This is a genomic window from Gryllotalpicola kribbensis, from assembly GCF_039538245.1.
Classification (GTDB): Bacteria; Actinomycetota; Actinomycetes; order Actinomycetales; family Microbacteriaceae; genus Gryllotalpicola; species Gryllotalpicola kribbensis.
Genome location: NZ_BAABBX010000013.1, coordinates 19,063 through 35,692 on the forward strand (window position 1 = coordinate 19,063; position 16,630 = coordinate 35,692).

Sequence of the window (16,630 nt, forward strand, 5' to 3'; positions counted from 1 at the left end):
ACGTAGCTCCTCCGGGCCCTCCTGGACCTCGCTCGAAGTAGTGGGCTCCGATGGAACCCGACATGTCGGCCGACCCCGCCGACGAATCCGGGATCAGAGGCGCCCGTTCTCAACGTTCATGAATGCAAGGTCCTCGCTGGCATCCAGCCCGAACTGCCGCCCTCGGTCGCCGAGGAATCCGAACACTCCGAGCTTGCAGACGAGGTCCCAGAGCCGCTCGACGGTCTGCGAGACCCGCGCGTGGAACAGCGCGGTGAAGTTTGTCAGAGCCGCGTCGTCGCCCGGCGTCTCGTATATCCGCTGCTGCGCCGCGTTCACCTCCGGGAAGCTCTTGACCGCGATCGCTTCGAGATCATCCCAGCGCCTCTCCGGCGCATACCCGTCCTGCGGCGATTCGGCGATCGCATCCAGGTGGAAGAACCGCGCCGCCATTCCGTAGTCCGTAAGCAGATCGAGTAGTGGCGCGAACAGCGGGTCTGCCAGCAGCTCGTTCAGCGCGGTCCTCACGAGGGTTCCCTCGGGCGCGTCCCGTTCGAGGTCGGGTCCGAGCGTCTCGATGAGCTTGCTGAACATCCCGCGCGACCCATGGCCGAACTCGTGCTTCATCTGCCCCTTGGACGGGAATCGGCCGGTGTCCTTCACAGCCCTCAGCCCCAGCGCCAGCTTCAGGAGCTTCTCTACGCCGATCGAGGAGATGGTGAGAATCGGGTGCACATTCAGGTCGATGTTCGTCGTCGTCCTGATGAGCTTCACTGACCCGCGCAGCAAGTAGCGGGCGCTCGTCCACTCCCAGATGAGCTCCAAACCCTGTTTCTGACTCAGCCCGTCCTCGATCACGCTCGCGACGGTAGCGCGCCGGCGCCGAACCGGCCGCGAACCGCGCCGGACCTCAGTTCGCGGCTTGCTGGCGCGCCCAGCAGCTCGACGGTCCGCAGTCTCGCTGTTTCTTGAGCGGCAAGCAGGGGCCGTAGTCGGCTTAGTCCTCGAGTTCGTCTTCCGCGCGTTCCTCTGCCAAGAGTCGCGCGTGCAGTGCCGTGTCCTCTGGCGACCGCATGAACTCTGCCTTCCGCCGGCCGTAAATCTCGACCGCGACCTCAATCGCGTCGAGGGCAACTGCCATGCTGCCGACGATCGAGCGGAGGCTCGTGGTCATGCGCCCCGTGACTGTGCCCGTGACCGCGTCGTAGCCGACCTCTTCGAAGTCGAGAACGGCGTGTGCAGCCCAGCTGCGACCGTGGGTCAGCCCGCTGAACGCGCGCCAGTACCCGCGGATGCTGTACTCAGCCCGGCCCTGGCGCGGCCGTCGGCTGACGATGATCTTGCTGGCGATGCCCCCGCGCGCTGTGCTTCCCTCCGTGCGCGCCTTGATCTGCGCCCAGGGGCCCGCCGCCGGGTAGCCGGCGAGAGCCCGACGCAACGCGTCTACTCGCCGTTCGTCGCCTTTGCGTGGATTCAGCGCGCCGAAGTCGGCGCGCATGTTGCGACCGTCAACCATCTCCTGGTGGAGATCTCGAAGACCTCGCCTGATCCGCTCGTCGCGGGCGTCAGGCTCAAGTAGGTAGATCGCGCTGAAGGCGGTTTCGAGCGCGGAGCGTAGGAGCGTGAACAGTGAGTTCATGGGGACCGCTCCGGTGTCGATGATCATCCGCACCGCGCGGACGTGGTCGATCGCTCCGATGATCCCGAGGCGAGGGTTCCCGGAGATCTTGTGCGGATACGAGACGCAGTCGTCGAGATCGAGCGCTGAACCGGGTTCCAGCTCAAAGTATCCACGGTCGTCAAGGGTGAGCAGCTCATCGATACGAGCCCACAGTGGCGGGAGTAGTGCGGCGGCCTGCGCTTCTTCCTCACCCGTCTCTGTCGGACGGCCGGTGCGCCCTTCGGGCCTTACACGCACGCCGCGCGTCTTAGGAACCTGCATCGCCGCCACCCGCTCCATTCGTCTCGGCTGACTGTACTGACGTCCGGCCATCGGGCGTGGACCGCGACACGAGCGCCGGCATGATCGCTCGCCTTATCAGGCGCTACCGTGACCGCTGTGATCTCCGACTCGGTTCCTTGGCGCGAGGACCTCATCCGCATCAGCCGCCGCCTCCGCACTCGCGACGTGCAGCGCCGGTGGACGGAGCGCACCTACTACCTCGTCGAGCGCGACATCATGTTCGGCGCGTATTCGATCCGGCGCCTGATCGAGTCAAGGAAGACATCGACGCGGCTGCCGCAACGTCGCCTGCGCGTGCGGCAGTGGCCGCTGACCGGCCGAGTGCCGCGGCCGTTGGATCGGTTCTTCGTCACCGACTTCTACGACAAGGAGAAGCAGACGGTCGCGGAAGTCGACGTTGCACGGCTCTGCAACCAGGTCATCCACAGCTTCTTCTTCCAGCTGGCTCTCGAGGACGACGGCACCACAAGTCTCGCCGTCACATCTGATCGTGGACGTGTGTCATCGGTCATGGTCATCTCACTGGAACAGCTGGCTGAGCTGTTCGACTATGTCGGCCGCGAGGACGTACTGGACTGGAACGCCAACTACTCGAGCGGCGCCGAGTTGGAAGAACGGATTTCGAATCACGATCTGGTCGAAAGCGGCCGAGCGAGATACGCGGACGCCGACTGCGACCTGATCGAGCTAACTGATGGGTCCGTTCCTGAGGTCGTGCAGCATCATCCACGCGTTTTCCCGGCGCCACCGTGGGGTAGATGACTCACGAACTATCGCTTGCGAGCGGCCGCGCTCACATTGCCGCCGCTGTGCTTGCCCTTCTTGTCGCCCTTCGCAACCTTCCTGCGGATCACTGCTACGGCGTCATCGGAAAGGGCGTCTCGTGTTTCAAGATGAAGCCCGCATTCAATGGCGAGCAGCGGGAAGATCGGGTGACGCCGAATCCGGGGCATCATGTCTACGGTGAGCTGACCAGGTACAAGGGTTTCGAGGATCAGCACCCCTACAGCCCGCTGCGTGTGGTCCTCGGTGTGGTTGATCTGCATTCCGAAGCTCGTCCGCGTCTTCATGTGGAGCTTCCTGGTGTACTCGACGGACGCGCCGGTGACCGCGGCGTAGGCCTCCGCCCACTCCGCGTCTGAGGCAGTCACGTTGTAGACCGTCTCAACGCCAGCCCACCCTGCCGCGAGTATCGTCTCGTTGGCCGCGTAAACCCGCCCGCTGTAAGCGCCGAGGATCGGGTTTCTTGAGTACCTGGCGGCGAGCACCCATTCGTCGTCGTTTCCCCGACGCGCGAAGAGCGACGCTCTTGTGTCGTTGGTATCGACTTTCAGGTACGCGAGTAGTTGCCCGAGTAGGAGCATGTTGCGAGTCGACGTGGGTGACTGGTAGCGCGATAGAGCATTGTCGAGTTCCTCGGTCGCAGTCATCAACTTCTCGCGAGTCGGCTTTCGAGTGCCGCCGATGATGGTCGCGACGAGCGAGAGCGCTACGCCCCCGACGACGGGGAGCGCGACCCAGCCGCCAGCCGCGAGGTGGTCTTTGAGTGCCACGATGATCGACCCGGCGGAACCGAGCGCCGGCGGGTACCAGGTGATGAAGCCTCGCCAGCCATTCGCTGCGCGCTCTTCGCCGCGTGTTCGCGACACGCTCAGGCGACTTCTCGCGCGATGCTGCTTCCTTGAAGAATGAGCTCGGGCCGGTTGGGAGTACTCCCCAAGGGCAGGGGTGCGCCAGCAGTGATCACCGTGAAGCCGGAATCGGCGAGGTCCGTCTTGATATCGTCAGTGATCTGTTCTGCCTCGTGCGATGCCGAAACGATGTCGTTGGCGTCGATCAGGACGTTGAGCTTCAATGCGCGGGTGCCTGCCTGGCTGACCCATACGCGACGGAGCCGCGTCCCGTGAGCCACGGCGAACTGCTTCAGTAGCGCGTCCAAGCGACCGGTAGTCGGCCCGAGGTCGAGCCCGGGCCCGAGCTTGAAGTTCTCGGTGACTCGGAAAGGGACCCTTAGCGCGGCATCCTCAGTGTCGGAGACCAGCTGGTCTACGTCGTCGGGCATGTTCGGAAGTATGCCTCATCTTTCGGTCTTGGCGATAGAACCAGATGGGAGTTCGCTGAGCCGTGTCATCTCGCCCGCGAGCCCATCTCGCATCTCGGTCAGATCGTCGAGCCACGCCTGCTGCTGAGCCGGCAGCTTCCCGCCGCCATGCGCCTTCGCGCGTTGCAGGTTGTGCACGAGGACTCCGCTCAGCTTGTGCCAGCGTTCGAAAGCCTTCGTAACAAGCGCGAGAGTAGCCGGGTCTCTCTCAGCCGCGACAGCTCGCCATTCCGCATCCGAGATCCCAACCGCCGAGCTCCAAGCCCCGTCAAGGACCCGACTCGCCGTACGCACCGACCCGAGATAGGACGCCGCCATCTCGACGACTTCACCCAGGTCTTCCGGCCGCCGCTCGCCCGCTTTTTCCCACGCGAGTGCGGTGACCGCGGCGAGTCGCTCGCGGCCCGCTTCGACTGTCTCCCGCCTTGACCCGTCAACCCCCGTCCAGTCGGGTGCGCCGGGTGCCGGGCGGTCATCTTCGTCGAGTCTGAATGTGGCGGTGGCCCCGCCGACTTCGAGAGTGACCAGCCCGTCGGAGAACCGCGCGCCGCGGAGCTCCACACGGTGGCCGGTGTCGAGAAGGAGGCCGATCAGCTTCCCTTGTTCGTCGCGGTGCTGCTCGACGATCACGGACCCGCGATCGATGAGCTCGGCGAGTTCCTCGGCATCGGTCTCGACGAGGGTGAGCTGTGGGACTCCGGTTCCGAGCTTGTCTTCGAGCTGCTTCCGATCGATGAGGATCGGGGTAGGTGCAGCGATCGGTTTCAGCTCCACCTCTGCTGACTCCAACGACGCGCCCGCGAGCACCGAGCCCACTGTCTGCTTCACAGCCGCTATCGAAGCCGTGTTCGCTGCCGCACCCGCGGCCTTCCTCCGCGCGTAAGCCTTCCGATCTCGAGCGCGTCGTCGATCGCTGGGCTTGTCACAGTCGCACCGTCGTGGTTTCGCGTCGTTCTTCCCTCGGCACACGCTCACACCACCTCATGGACGAGTGTGTGCTGCCGGTCGGCGATCGCCCTGATCGCCTCGACGACGGTCTGACCGTCGATTCGAGCGCGACCACGCAGGCGGCGATCGATGATCGACTTCCAGCCAGCGGGCGCCGAGAACGACCCGTCGTCATCAACGATGACGATGTCGCCGAACTGCGCCTGGTCTTCGCGGGTGCGTCGGATTCCGACGGCCAGCGTGATCACAGGGAGCCTCGCTTCACGAGGACGTCGGCGGCCTCCGAAGGCGAAGCACCGCGCCGCCACTCTGCGAGGAGAGCCCCCGCGTTCTTCGAGACGACCGCGACGACGTGCTGAGCGTCGAGCCCTTGCCACCCGGCGAACCCGAGCGCGACGAACCCGAGGTATTCGGTGGCGACGATCCCCGCCCATTCGCCGTTCTTCGGCGGTCGGTGATCCATCTTCGGGACCCGCGCTTCGATCTCGTCAGCGAGCAGCCACAGGGACGCTCGCGACCAGTCGGGCTCTCCGTCCGGGAACCGTGGGATGTGCGCCGATGCGGCGCCCAGCTCCTCGCAGATCCTGTCGAACGTGACGGACGGCCGCCTCATCTCGATCTGCTGCTCAATGTCGGATACCAACGTCATGACCAACGTGTGTACGGGCGCCACCTCACGCCAGGCGCCACGGAACGGTCGTCGCCTGCGCCCCGCCGCGCGCCCCGCCGAGCGTCTCGCGAGCGGTGTGAAGCCGTGGGATACCCGGGAGGCCGAGCGCTGTGATCGCCTGAGGCCAGACAGGCTTCTGATAGGCGCGGAGCCAGTGAGGGATGGCGCGCAGCTGCTGGGCGTTGTCGAACACCTCGAGGTGCCGAGGTTCCGAGTCGAACACCAGATCGGAAGAGTCGAGGAGCGCTGTCTGATGGTCGGCGCCTGGCGTCTCGACGGTCAGCGAGAAGAACTCGGGGCTCGCAGCGTGAGATGCGGGAAAGAGGGTCCGCCAGTCACTGAGGAACACCCGATCAGCCGTACGGTCGACGTTGGTCCCCGCCCAGTCGCGGGTCAGCTTGCGGATCAGGTGGCGGACCTGGGTCCGGGTGTCTGTCTGGTCAGATGCTTCATCGGACGACGACGGCGCGACCATGAAGAAGACGACGACCCCCGAATCGCGCAGGCGCGAATGGTGCACGAGCTCGATGAAACGGCGGACACGATCTTCGGTGGAGCGGCCCGGGCTCGTGATCAAGGAGACGAGCACCCGCAAACCATCCGGGCGGACGACAGTCAGATCCGCCGGCTGCGGCTTGAAACCCGGGATCGGCCCGGCGATCGCCGCCGGATCGGAGAGGCTCGGGCCGAGCACCGTGCCGATGTCGGTGAACTCCGCCAGTCTCAGAGCCAGCTCCAACGCCAGAAGGTGCCTGGCGGAACGCGGCGGCACGCTGGAGCGGCCCGCTGTTGTACTCAGCCATTCGGGGAACGTCAGGGCCGGCGCGACGAGCCTGTCGAACCTGCGCCCGCCGGCCAGCGCGAGGACCCGCGTGCGGTTCCCTGGCAGCCGCCAGAATGGCACCTCGGCGGCGACACCCGCTTGGATGATGTCGCGGACTGAGTGCTGGTGACGCCCGAGGAGCTCAGCGTTCCCGAGGAGCGCCGCGAACTGGTCGGCGGTCCCCAGCTGCCAGCCGAGAAGCCCTGCTGCCAGGTCGAGTCGCTGGTCGCGGGTGCGCCTCATGCCGAGCGTCCGCAGAAGCTCCTGCATGCCTGCGCCGAGTTGCTCTCGCGAGCCTTCCGGGCGGCGGGTGACGAGCCCGTCAAGCTGGTCAGCAAGCCCGGAGTAGAACGGGTCAGGGCGCGCTGTAGTGCGGAACCGGTTGTCGGCGATCGCCGAGTGGGCGGTGTCGAGGGGGATCAGCTGAGTCGCCATATCCGGTGTGTGTACGGGCTGGCGCCCGCCGCTCTTGTCCACGTCCCCATGGGTTGACCGCATTTATCCGAGTACCGGCGGGACAAGCCGCGCATAGGGGTTGTAGAACCACGACGCGGCATGGCCCCTCGGATTCGTCAACCCGGCCGGTTGGAACCCGGTCTCACACACCGGAGGAACTCATGTCTCGCACCCGCATTCTCACCGCCGCAGCCGGCGTCGCGCTCGTCGCGCTCGCCCTCACCGGCTGCGCCACCCACGGCTCGACCCACACGGACGCGAAGCCGGCAGTGACGTCAGCACCGAGCACGGCTCCGGCGCCCACCAAGACGGAGGCGTCGAAGCCGGAGGTCACGCCCGGCGCGATCGTGACCGCGGACACCACCCTCCCCGACGGCTACGTCGCCTACCCGATGGCGAACGGCTCCAAGGTCGCAGTGTCAGAGAACGCGCCAGTTCCCGCCCCTGTCCTCACGGATGCTGGCAAGCAGGCGGCTGCGAAGGTTCAGCTGAGTGGCACGAGCGAGTCCGCGCACGAGGCAGTAGAAACCTCGGCGAACGGTCGCGCTTCCCTCGTCTCGGTGCAGACGGAGCACAGCGTTGTCCTCGTATACCGCGGCCTCGGCGACGCGGGTACGGTGCCGCCTTTCAGCATGTCGCCGGCCTGGAAGGTCGCCGGCTCGGTTTCTGGGTTTCCCGCGCTGGTGGCCGGTAACGGCGCAGGTTGGCCGACGGCCGCGGCTGCTGCAGCCGCCGCCAACGCCGCCATCGCCGGGCACCCCGACTTCGTCGTAGTCGTCGCGGAGTAACACGCGGGCGATAAAGGGAGCCACCAATCTCGGTGGCTCCCTTTTTCTACGCGCACTGCGGGCCGGGCACGTGATCGGCGAATCGGATAGGAATGTCCGTCCAGCCCGACCAGCCTCCGCTGCTGTGGGTCCGCACGAACACGTCCAACGAAGCAAGCCCGGGGAAGATGGTGCACCCCATGAGAGCCATCTGCTGACCATTTCCGCCCGTAACGACGTCGAAGTCATGCTTCTCGCCCTGGCCGTCTACTGCCTGCACCTGAGCCTGCCACTCGTCGACACCCGCCCTTGAGCAGGAGTAGTTGAGCTGGGTGATGTACACGCCCGCTGCAGCGCCACCAGAGAACTTGATTACGTTGCACTCGCTCGCTCGCGGTGCAGCCGGAGGCGCGGCCTTGACCGTCCATGCCGCACTCGTCTGTACGGTAGGGCTCGTCGAGTACGGCGTGGCGCAGCGCACCTGTCCGATGGCGCGCAGGGTCTCGCTGAACGATTCCCCGCTGACCCAATAGCTGGCCGTGCCGCTCGTGAATCCCGAATCAAGCCCGAGGCCTGTGTCCAGGGCCCTCTGCTGCTGACTTGTGCCAGCAGGACACCCGGCACCTGTCGCCGACACCGTGTGAGACTGAGGCGCCTCTCCCGTTGACCCGGTCCCGTGAAGGTACGCGACCCAGCTGGTCCCCGGCCATCCGACGGTCCCGCTGCTCACGTTCCCGGTCGAGGTGAGTACCCCGGCCGCCGCGCTCACGGATACGCCAATCTGGGTGCCGTATGCGGGCGCTGGCGTGTCGAAAGTGATCGACGTCCCCGTCGTCGTCGCGCTCGCGAAGGTCCCGCCCGCGATCTTCTCCGAGATTGTGAACGTCGTTGGGAGAGACGAGACGGCTCCCCAGCTCGCCTTCCACTGCGACGGACTGATTTCGGTGAGCGTGACCGTCGGCGCGGGCAGCGGCTGCGTGAACGTGACGGTCTTCGTCAGAGGCGTGCCGGGCTTCTGGTTACCCCCGTCGGCAACCGCTACGCACTCCTGGGTGAGCGAAACCTTGACGCGGCCGCCCGCTCCGAGCGGCAGGTTCCCGCCGATCCCGGTCGACGAGTAGACCATGGTCTTCGAGTAGGTGGTGGCGTTGCCCGAGGGCACGTCGGCCGCCACGACGACGGAGTCACTCGCGTAAGGCAATGCGCCACACTGCGGCGCGTTGTCAGCGCCGGCCACCGTGATGCCCTGGATTTCGCCGGCGATCTTGGGGAATCCGGAGTTCGCTGTCTTGACGGTGGGCTGGGCGCTCGGCTGAAAGAGCGTCCGGCCCGGGGGAGTCTCGCTGGTCGCGGGATTCGCGGGCATCGCATCGTCGCGCACGCCGTGACCGGTGAGGGTCTCCGTGCTCTTCCCGCCGAGTGGGAGGTCGATAGTTCCCGTGAGGATCACGGTAGCGACGTTCGGGTCGCTCATCTCGGTCGACGTGGCGTAACCCTGGCTCTTGGTCTTCGCGTCGGCGGTGACCGCGGCCACCTTTCCACCGCTCCACTTGACTGCGGACCCGACGGAGTTCTCGAGGGTCCAGGTGGGCAGCCCGGCCCAGCCCTCGACGGTGATCGGAGTGGCTCCGGCTCCGCTCGGAATCGTCGAGCAGCTTGCATCCTTCGACATACGAACGGTGTCGGTGAGCACGATGCCCTGCCCGCGAACTTTCGACTCCCCAAGCACTCCGCGCTTCTCGCCGAGGGCCACCGTCTTCGCCTGCCACGTGGAGACGCGGCAGGCGTAGCCCTGCTTGTTACCGGCGAGCGGGGAGAAGAAGGTGACCGCTTGGCTCTGCCCGGATGCCCCATCCGCGACGGCCACGTGCGCGGAGCTCGCTCCGTCGTTGGCGATCGCCTGCTGCGCCTGGTTGAGAGACGCCTGCACGACGGATGTCTGGCTGTAGCTGCCCATGTACTTGACGACCATCGTGATGATCCCCGCGCTGAACGCGACAAGAATCAGACCGACGGCGATCGACCCGACCATGAGGACGGGGTCAGCGGCGCCCCTCTCGTGCTTCCAGAGGTGCATCAGTTGTCTCCTTCGATGTCAGTCGGCGAGATGACTCGGTAGGCGATGGAGGGCGAGCCGCTGGTCGCGGTGGTCCAGGCCTGTCGGCTTCCGGAGGCCCCGGCGTACTGGGCGACACCGGAGACCGTCATCACGACCTGGGCGGTCTCTGTGCGTGTGTGGATCGGGGAGAGCGTCCGGGCGGTGAATGTCGCGTCGATCGCATCGGTTGCCGGGTCGATCTGCCACTTGGTGAGCGTGACGTTCTCTTGGAGCCCCGGCATCTCAACGGCGACCCCAGTTACCTTCACGCTTCCGAAGCCGGATGTGTTCGCCTGCTCGAGAAGGACGACCGCCTCCTGCTGGATGGCAGCGCGCGCTTCGTCGGCGTGAAGAGTCTGCGCGCTCGTCTGCACGAGCATCCCGCTCCACGTGATGGTGAGCATGACGACCCCGACGACCAGGATCTGGATCGGGATGACGTCCATCATCCCGAAGCCACGGTCATCGGCGAGCAGCTCTCGAATGCGTTGGTTCACTGGGCTCCTCCTGCAACTCGGTAGACGTGGACATCTGAGATCTGCGCGGTCGTCGGCTGCGTAGCTGCTGTCGACCAGATGTCGAGCTGCGCGGTGTCGGTGGGGCACGCGGCACCCGCGTTCGCCACGGTCACCCGCGCGCTTGACCAACCGCCAGCCGCCGTCGAGAACGCCGAGTCGGGCGTCGAGCTCGTGAGCGCCTGCCCGTTTGCGCAGACGAGCGCGGCCCGCCACGTCGCGAGGGTCGCCGCGCTCAGGCTCTTCGGCTGGATCTCAAGGCGGATGTCAAGGGCGTTCGCCGAGCTCATCTGGGTGAGCGACAGCTGCGCGACGGAGATTCCGCGGCTTGCGGCAGCTGTCTTCAAGATGATGCCTGTGGGCGTCTGCGGTAGCTGGTCGGTGGGTGCCGGGTAGGAAACACCGGTGAGTACGACGCACGTGTTGGTGGTCTTGGTGAGCTGTGTCGAGCAGTCTGCCGCGGCCTTCGGCGGCCAGCTGAGGTAGCCGCGTGCGACGCCCGCATGGATCGTGCGAACGCCGGCCCCGTCCTCGGTCACCGAGTAGTAGAGCTTGGCGGTGCTCCCGGAGATCGTCACGTTCTGCGCGACCGGGTTCGAGGTCACAGCATGGTCGGTAGCTCCATACGGCTCGGTCTCCCACGACGCGATCAGTTTCTCGAGCGCTTGCACTCCGGTCGCGTTCGCGCGGTTCAGCTGGCTGGTGGCGATGCCCATCGTCACGATTCCCCCGAGGAGCATCGTGAGGATGACCATGACGACCATTGCGACGATCGTGGAGATCGGGTCGGCTTCGCCGCGGTCCTCGCCGCGGTCCTCGCTGAGGCGTCGCACGAGGCGATCGTCGGCAAGCCGCCGCACGAGGCGTCCGTCGCGCAGCACCCGCCTGATCTCATCCATAGGCCGTGTGTGTACGGCTCCACACCCGCGCCTCACAGCTCGTACTCCTTGATCGCGCGGCGCACCTCGGCGAGCGAGATCTTCGTGTCAACGTGCTTGCCGCGGTTGTACCGGTCGCGGATCGCCTGGGCATCGAAATCCTGGTGCCCGTGGGCGATCGTCCATTCCTCAACTGCGGCCCGAGCACTCTTCGAGTGACGTACTTCCTTGACGAGCCCGGTCATCCCCACATAGGCCTGCCCGGTCTCGGTGAACCGCTTCGGGCCGCCGGTGCGCACGACAGCGGTGAGCAGACCGACGGGTGCCTTCCGCTCGCCGTTCGCCTTGCGCTCGCCCTTGAGCTGGATCTCGCCGCGGCGGTAGCGGTGCAGCTCTGAGATGAGGTGGGTGAGGCCCTCCTGGAGCATGTCGGCGGCGTGTTGCTGGGCCCATCGGCGGCTCTCGCCCTGGGCGACCGGGGCCATGATCGCGAGGATGCGGGAGACCGATACGCGCGCCTCGGTCTCGCTCGCCCCTGGTAGCTCGTCGAGCAGACGGCCGAGCTCGCGCTCTTCTGCTGCCGCGACCCTCACCGCGCCACCTCGAAGTCGAGGTCGATGAGCGGGTTGGAGAGGAGCGCGTCGCGCACCTTGTGCCGGGCGTTCTCGATGAGCTCACGAACCCGGGCCTGCGTCGTGCCGATCTCCCACGAGATCCGCTGGACGCTCATCGCTTTGCCGTCGGCGCGCAACTGCCCGGCGATCCCGAGAAGCGCAGTGCGCTCGTCCTCATTGAGCTCGTTCAGGAGACGGTACAGCTCATTGGCGAGCAACGCCTGCTCAGGGTCGATGCTCGGGCGGACGCGGGCGATGGCTCCCGCGAGCTCGCCTTCCTCGGCGCTCAGGTCGCCTCCCGGTGTTTCAAGGTCGAGGCTGTCGATGACGACGGGCAGAGGCATGTGGTGCTCCAGATGGTCTGGCGCTCCCGACGAGCGCCGCTCGCCTGGACAAATGCGGCGCCCGCCCGACACGTCCACGTCCCCTCGGCGGCCCGGGCATGGAAAAGGCCCGCGATCGCATCGACCGCGGGCCTCAGAACTTCGGCGTCAGTTGATTGGGCCGAAGGCGATCTCGAGGACGCGGGGCACCGTGCCGAAAGCGCGCGCCACACCGTCATCCCCGACCGAGACACGCGCCTCATTCACGAGCTCGACGAGAGCCTGATCGTCGGTCAGCGCGCGGCGTGCACGAAGCGCTCGGCGCAGCGCCTCCATCTCTGACGCGGACTGCGGGATGCCTACCGCATCGCGGATCGTTTCGGTGAGTTCCGTCATCTTCTGCTCCATCGGGGTTGTCGGGTTGCCAGATGCCGATCGTGTGTACGGCCCCCGAATGACGAGCAGCGCGCTGCTCGTGAGCGGCGATAGCCGCGCGCGGTCCGGCGGTAGCCGATCTCAGGTGGGCGAGCGCCCCTCCAGGGAGGGGCGCGAGCATCAGGGGTGGCGACAGATGAGCCGGCTGTTGCCGGCGTCCCTGCTTCGCAGGTCCGCCTCTCGCGAGCTGCGCTCGCTCACGTCGCTGCGCCGTCTTCGGCGTCTTGCTCCTCGCGCCAACAGGCGCTCTTCGCGGGGCGAATGCCCCGCTCCCGATCCGTCACCGCCGCGCCGCGTCCCGCTGCTCTACTGCGTTCGGGCTCCTGGGTCCGGCGTCCCGCTACGCGTGCCGCCTCTCGCGAGCTGCGCTCGCTCACATCGCGCCAACAGGCGCTCAGTCGCGGAGCGAATGCTCCGCTCTCGTCCCGTCGCCGCCCAGCGGGCGTCCCGCTGCTCCGCCTCGTTCCGGCAGCTCGGCGCCGTCGTTCCGTTGCGCGCCGGGCGCATGCCCGGACGTCTGCGAACCGGCGTCGCGCTGTCGGCGTTCCGTTGCACGCCGGGCGGATGCCCGGTCGGCTCGTCCCGACTCTCGTGACGTCTGCACGCCGGCGGCGAGACGAGCGGACGCGTGAAGGATGCGAGACGGAGGCTGGTCGCCGGCGGGACGGAGGACGGCCGACAGTCGGAGGCCGTGTGAAGAAGCCGCGGGTTTGTCGGGGCCCCGGTCGGCGCGCACGATGACGGTCCGTAAGCGAGGAGTCAGCTGCTCGTCGGCGTGACGAAGGACAGAGGCGGGACCGGGAACGGGGCGAACCCACGGGACGGAACGTGACGCCGGACGGCGGACGCTGTTGCGGACGCCGTGTGAAGAACGTGCGAGCGCGTGGGGGAGACAGGTGCGGTCGGCCGACGATGGGAGGCCGGTGGGGAAGGACCGCCGCTTGGGGACACCACTGTCCCCATTCGCCGAAGTTGGGGACAGTGCCCCCAAGGCGTCTGTCGCATGACTCCGTGACGTAGATCGGGAATGGTCCAGTGGCTTGAGACCAATGGGCCAAATCGGCTCTTGTCGCAGGCTCAGCAGACGGCCCCGCTTCGCGCACTGTGAGGTCGTCGGCATTCTCAGCCCCCGAGTCGCTGCATAAGACGAGGGGGTCGCGCGGGATTCGGTGCTCTTATCGGGCAAGTGCAGCCGACTTCGTGGAGAGCACAAGCGCGTTTGAGCCCGTATTTTGCCGATCCCGGACGGCGCACGCGTGACTGCCTGGTCGGCATCGACGGGCGTCCCGTCGCGGCGTATCTGGCGGACATCACGGCGGTCATGAGTGCGACATCCCCGCGGAGACAGCCGGGCAACAGCGAGGGAATCCCCAGGTCCGTACAGGGTGAGGGAACCGTACGCGCGCGGGTCCTCGGACCTCGGTGACTTCGTACAGCATGAGGAGCTGTCCCCGGGCAGAGCGGATACGGGAGATCGGTCGACGCGCGGATAGTCCGTCGGACGCGCGCGATGTCGCACCTCCGCTGGGGTGCCTCCGTACACACGCTGGACATGAAGAAGCCCAGCATCGTCCGCGCCGTCACCGGGACGCTTGCCGCGTCGATCGTCGCGGTGGTCCTTCTCGTGGGCGGGGGTGCGGCTCAAGCGGCTGAGCCGGTGCACACGGCGGTCACCAGCTCTGTCGTCCTCGCGGCCGACTCCTGTTCGGCGAACGGCGTCGTGAAGACGACGGTCGCGGGGAAGACTGAGTGTGCCTACTTCGATCCCTCCCTTTCATCGAATCTCACGGCGACGCGGTGGGCCGATGCCACATCGAAGATCGTCTCCGACTACTCCGGTCACATCTGGTCCGGCCTGCAGAACACGACACGCACGGCGACTGCCGGGATGGGTATGGGTCTCGGGAACCTGTTCTTCCAGGTCGCTCAGTCTCTCGTCGCCTGGGGTACGAGCTTCGATCCGATCAAGCTCCTCGGCGGCCCGATCGACGTCATCGCAGCGAAGGTCGGGTCCATCGTCGTCGGGGGCAGCGCGACGACGATGTCGATCGGTGTGGCGATCGTGATCGCCGGTCTTCTCGCCGCGTTCTTCCAGGCCCGTCGTTCCGGCAACGGCGCGATGTGGAAGCGCTTCGGCTCGATCGCCGTGCTGTTCGGTCTGATCTCGGTGATGGTCGGGGGCGCCGGGTTGACGACGGGTAGCGGCAGCTCGCTGAAGCCCGGCTTCGGTAGCCCGACGTGGATCGCATCGGAGACCGCGCAGATCGGCTCCCAGCTTGGCTCGGTGCCGGCGGCCCAGCTTCTGCAGCATGACTCGACGATCACCGACGTTGCCGCAGCCTCGGGTACGGGCTGCAACACGTACCTCGCAAACCTCGAGAAGGCTTACGACAAGGGGTACCAGTCGGCGTTCTCGCGTTCCTTCGACGAAGGCTCGCCCGCGCAGATTGTTTCAGGCCTCTACACGGACAGCGCGGTGCTCGTCTGGAAGAGTGCGCAGCTCGGAAACGACCCGATCTCGTCGAGCAGCCAGGCGACGTATGGGGACGAGGTCTTCTGTCACTTGCTCGACTGGAACGCCTCCGCCACACCGCGTCAGCAGGTGATCGCGACGTTCGGCGACTCCTCACTCCTCGACAACTCCACGCCGAGCGGCGCGGGCGCGACCGTCGGCGGGTGGCTGTCGAGGATCGGGATCACGACCGACCTGGGCCTGTCGCCGGACGCGCAGCTGAACATCCAGAGCGCGGCATGGGGCCTGGAAACGGACTCTGACGACCACACGGCGGCCAGCGCCGTGGCGTGGGCGGCATGCGACGTGCGCGAGAAGAGCGGCGTGATCACCGTCACGGTGCGCCCGGCGTGGGACGGGGTGCACGGGATCTCCGACGATGCGTGCACCACCTGGTGGCGCAGCTCCGCCTCCTCGAAGACGATCGCCCCCTTCCAGATCAGCGACGACGACATCGCTGACGTATTCAAGGACTCGAAGGACACGAACACGCAGGGCGTCGCGGCGGCCGCGCAGTTCGTCAGCGACCTCCACGACGGGGGAAACGCGAGCTCGAGCGCCCCGTGGGCATACGCGTTGTCCGCGCTCGTCATCATGATCGCTTTCGGCGGACTCGGCATCGGCTTGCTCATCGCCAAGATCCTGAGTGTCATCTCGACGCTCGCCCTCATCGCGGTCGCACTCAAGGAGATCGCGGCACCCGACGGCGGCACCCTCAAATGGGTCAAGTCCTATGCCGCCACCAACCTCGCGGTGTTCGGCGCGACCATGATCCTCGCGGTCATCGCAACGATCACTGCGGGGCTCGTGCAGGCTGGTCCTCAGCTCGCCGCGCCTGGCTCGACTGGCTCGCTCATCTGGATCGCGATGAGCCCGGCGATCGCCGTCGGCGTCGTCGTCGCGCTGATGAAGGCGACGCGTGTCGGAAACCTGTTCAAGCCGTCGGGCCACCTCCAGTGGGCGGCGCCGGCTCTTGCAGGGATGGTCGGCGCGCAGAAGCTCCTCGAGCGTGGCGAGAACAAGGCGGCGAACGCCGCAAAGGGCGCCGCGCAGAACCTGGGGCAGAGCGTCATGCCCGGCAAGAGCAGCCAGGGGCGCCCCGTCAAGGCGAAGGCCTCGATGGGCGACACGCTGCCGAAGCCCGAGAACGACGAGCCGAAGCCGACTCCGACGCCTGAGCCAACTCCGACGCCAACACCGAGCCCTCAGCCCAGGCCGACCCCCAAGCCCAGACCGCGGCCGAAGCCCGCCCCAGGCCCGCAGTCCGGTCCGCGCGACGCCAACGGGTCGTTCGCGATGCCCGGCGGTGGCAAGGATCACAATGGCGCGTACCCGATGCGCCCGGCCCGACCCGCAGCGCCGGCCACCTCCGAGAAGGCGCCGGCGACCCCCGCTGAGCGCGCCGCGGCCGTTGCGCAGCAGAACGCGGACGCCCCGAAGGTCGCTGAGGCGGCGGACGCATCACGCGAGAAGGTGCAGGCGTGGGACTGTCGGTTTAACGGTGTGTGAGGGTCCGGCCTGATCCGAGAGGAGACGGCCGTGTCGGAC

17 protein-coding genes are annotated in these 16,630 nt (G+C 66.9%); 3 read left to right on the top strand and 14 right to left on the bottom strand.

Translation table 11 applies throughout. The features are described from left to right. Window positions 1–93 precede the first annotated feature (93 nt). Together ABD716_RS07970 and ABD716_RS07975 are read right to left on the bottom strand one after the other, a co-directional pair. Window positions 94–837 (bottom strand): hypothetical protein, encoded by a 744-nt coding sequence (locus ABD716_RS07970; RefSeq protein WP_344775608.1) that lies wholly within the window; start codon window positions 835–837, stop codon window positions 94–96. 139 nt (window positions 838–976) lie between these two features. Beyond that, window positions 977–1,939 (bottom strand): hypothetical protein, encoded by a 963-nt coding sequence (locus ABD716_RS07975; protein WP_344775610.1) that lies wholly within the window; start codon window positions 1,937–1,939, stop codon window positions 977–979. A 99-nt stretch (window positions 1,940–2,038) separates the two neighbouring features. On the opposite strand from ABD716_RS07975, the gene ABD716_RS07980 reads away from it, so the two are divergent. Next, window positions 2,039–2,704, top strand: a complete 666-nt coding sequence (locus ABD716_RS07980) for a hypothetical protein (protein ID WP_344775612.1) — start codon at window positions 2,039–2,041, stop codon at window positions 2,702–2,704. An 8-nt stretch (window positions 2,705–2,712) separates the two neighbouring features. Here the strand turns inward: ABD716_RS07980 and ABD716_RS07985 are convergent, their stop codons facing one another. The 6 genes from ABD716_RS07985 to ABD716_RS08010 all read right to left on the bottom strand — a co-directional run bounded on the left by ABD716_RS07985 (window position 2,713) and on the right by ABD716_RS08010 (window position 6,919). Beyond that, window positions 2,713–3,495 (bottom strand): hypothetical protein, encoded by a 783-nt coding sequence (locus tag ABD716_RS07985; RefSeq protein ID WP_344775614.1) that lies wholly within the window; start codon window positions 3,493–3,495, stop codon window positions 2,713–2,715. 98 nt (window positions 3,496–3,593) lie between these two features. Next, entirely contained in the window at window positions 3,594–4,004 is a 411-nt protein-coding gene (locus tag ABD716_RS07990) for a hypothetical protein (RefSeq protein WP_344775616.1), read from the bottom strand. A gap of 15 nt (window positions 4,005–4,019) precedes the next feature. After that, complete coding sequence (locus ABD716_RS07995) at window positions 4,020–4,871, bottom strand: hypothetical protein (protein ID WP_344775617.1); 852 nt, start codon at window positions 4,869–4,871, stop codon at window positions 4,020–4,022. Between the two features lie 143 nt (window positions 4,872–5,014). Next, window positions 5,015–5,239: a hypothetical protein gene (locus ABD716_RS08000; RefSeq protein ID WP_344775619.1), complete on the bottom strand. Its 225-nt coding sequence runs from the start codon at window positions 5,237–5,239 to the stop codon at window positions 5,015–5,017. Continuing rightward, window positions 5,236–5,640 (bottom strand): hypothetical protein, encoded by a 405-nt coding sequence (locus ABD716_RS08005; RefSeq protein ID WP_344775621.1) that lies wholly within the window; start codon window positions 5,638–5,640, stop codon window positions 5,236–5,238. The genes ABD716_RS08000 and ABD716_RS08005 overlap by 4 nt, the downstream gene beginning before the upstream one ends. Window positions 5,641–5,665: 25 nt before the next feature. Further along, entirely contained in the window at window positions 5,666–6,919 is a 1,254-nt protein-coding gene (locus ABD716_RS08010; protein WP_344775623.1) for a hypothetical protein, read from the bottom strand. A gap of 182 nt (window positions 6,920–7,101) precedes the next feature. On the opposite strand from ABD716_RS08010, the gene ABD716_RS08015 reads away from it, so the two are divergent. Beyond that, window positions 7,102–7,728 (top strand): hypothetical protein, encoded by a 627-nt coding sequence (locus ABD716_RS08015; RefSeq protein WP_344775625.1) that lies wholly within the window; start codon window positions 7,102–7,104, stop codon window positions 7,726–7,728. A 46-nt stretch (window positions 7,729–7,774) separates the two neighbouring features. Here the strand turns inward: ABD716_RS08015 and ABD716_RS08020 are convergent, their stop codons facing one another. The 6 genes from ABD716_RS08020 to ABD716_RS08045 all read right to left on the bottom strand — a co-directional run bounded on the left by ABD716_RS08020 (window position 7,775) and on the right by ABD716_RS08045 (window position 12,531). After that, a complete protein-coding gene (locus tag ABD716_RS08020) occupies window positions 7,775–9,784 on the bottom strand; it encodes a hypothetical protein (protein WP_344775627.1) in 2,010 nt (669 codons plus the stop codon). Further along, window positions 9,784–10,302 (bottom strand): hypothetical protein, encoded by a 519-nt coding sequence (locus ABD716_RS08025; protein ID WP_344775630.1) that lies wholly within the window; start codon window positions 10,300–10,302, stop codon window positions 9,784–9,786. Before ABD716_RS08025 ends, ABD716_RS08020 begins: the two co-directional genes overlap by 1 nt. After that, window positions 10,299–11,219 carry a hypothetical protein gene (locus tag ABD716_RS08030; RefSeq protein ID WP_344775632.1) on the bottom strand — a complete coding sequence of 307 codons (921 nt, stop codon included), beginning with the start codon at window positions 11,217–11,219 and terminating at the stop codon, window positions 10,299–10,301. Before ABD716_RS08030 ends, ABD716_RS08025 begins: the two co-directional genes overlap by 4 nt. Before the next feature lie 32 nt (window positions 11,220–11,251). Continuing rightward, entirely contained in the window at window positions 11,252–11,791 is a 540-nt protein-coding gene (locus tag ABD716_RS08035) for a hypothetical protein (protein WP_344775634.1), read from the bottom strand. Next, window positions 11,788–12,156 (bottom strand): sigma-70 family RNA polymerase sigma factor, encoded by a 369-nt coding sequence (locus ABD716_RS08040; RefSeq protein WP_344775636.1) that lies wholly within the window; start codon window positions 12,154–12,156, stop codon window positions 11,788–11,790. The genes ABD716_RS08035 and ABD716_RS08040 overlap by 4 nt, the downstream gene beginning before the upstream one ends. Before the next feature lie 147 nt (window positions 12,157–12,303). Continuing rightward, entirely contained in the window at window positions 12,304–12,531 is a 228-nt protein-coding gene (locus ABD716_RS08045) for a hypothetical protein (protein ID WP_344775638.1), read from the bottom strand. 1,591 nt (window positions 12,532–14,122) lie between these two features. Here ABD716_RS08045 and ABD716_RS08050 point away from each other — a divergent pair. Further along, the gene (locus tag ABD716_RS08050) at window positions 14,123–16,591 is read left to right on the top strand and encodes a hypothetical protein (RefSeq protein WP_344775640.1); all 2,469 of its coding nucleotides are present in this window, start codon (window positions 14,123–14,125) and stop codon (window positions 16,589–16,591) included. The last annotated feature ends 39 nt before the right edge of the window (window positions 16,592–16,630 follow it).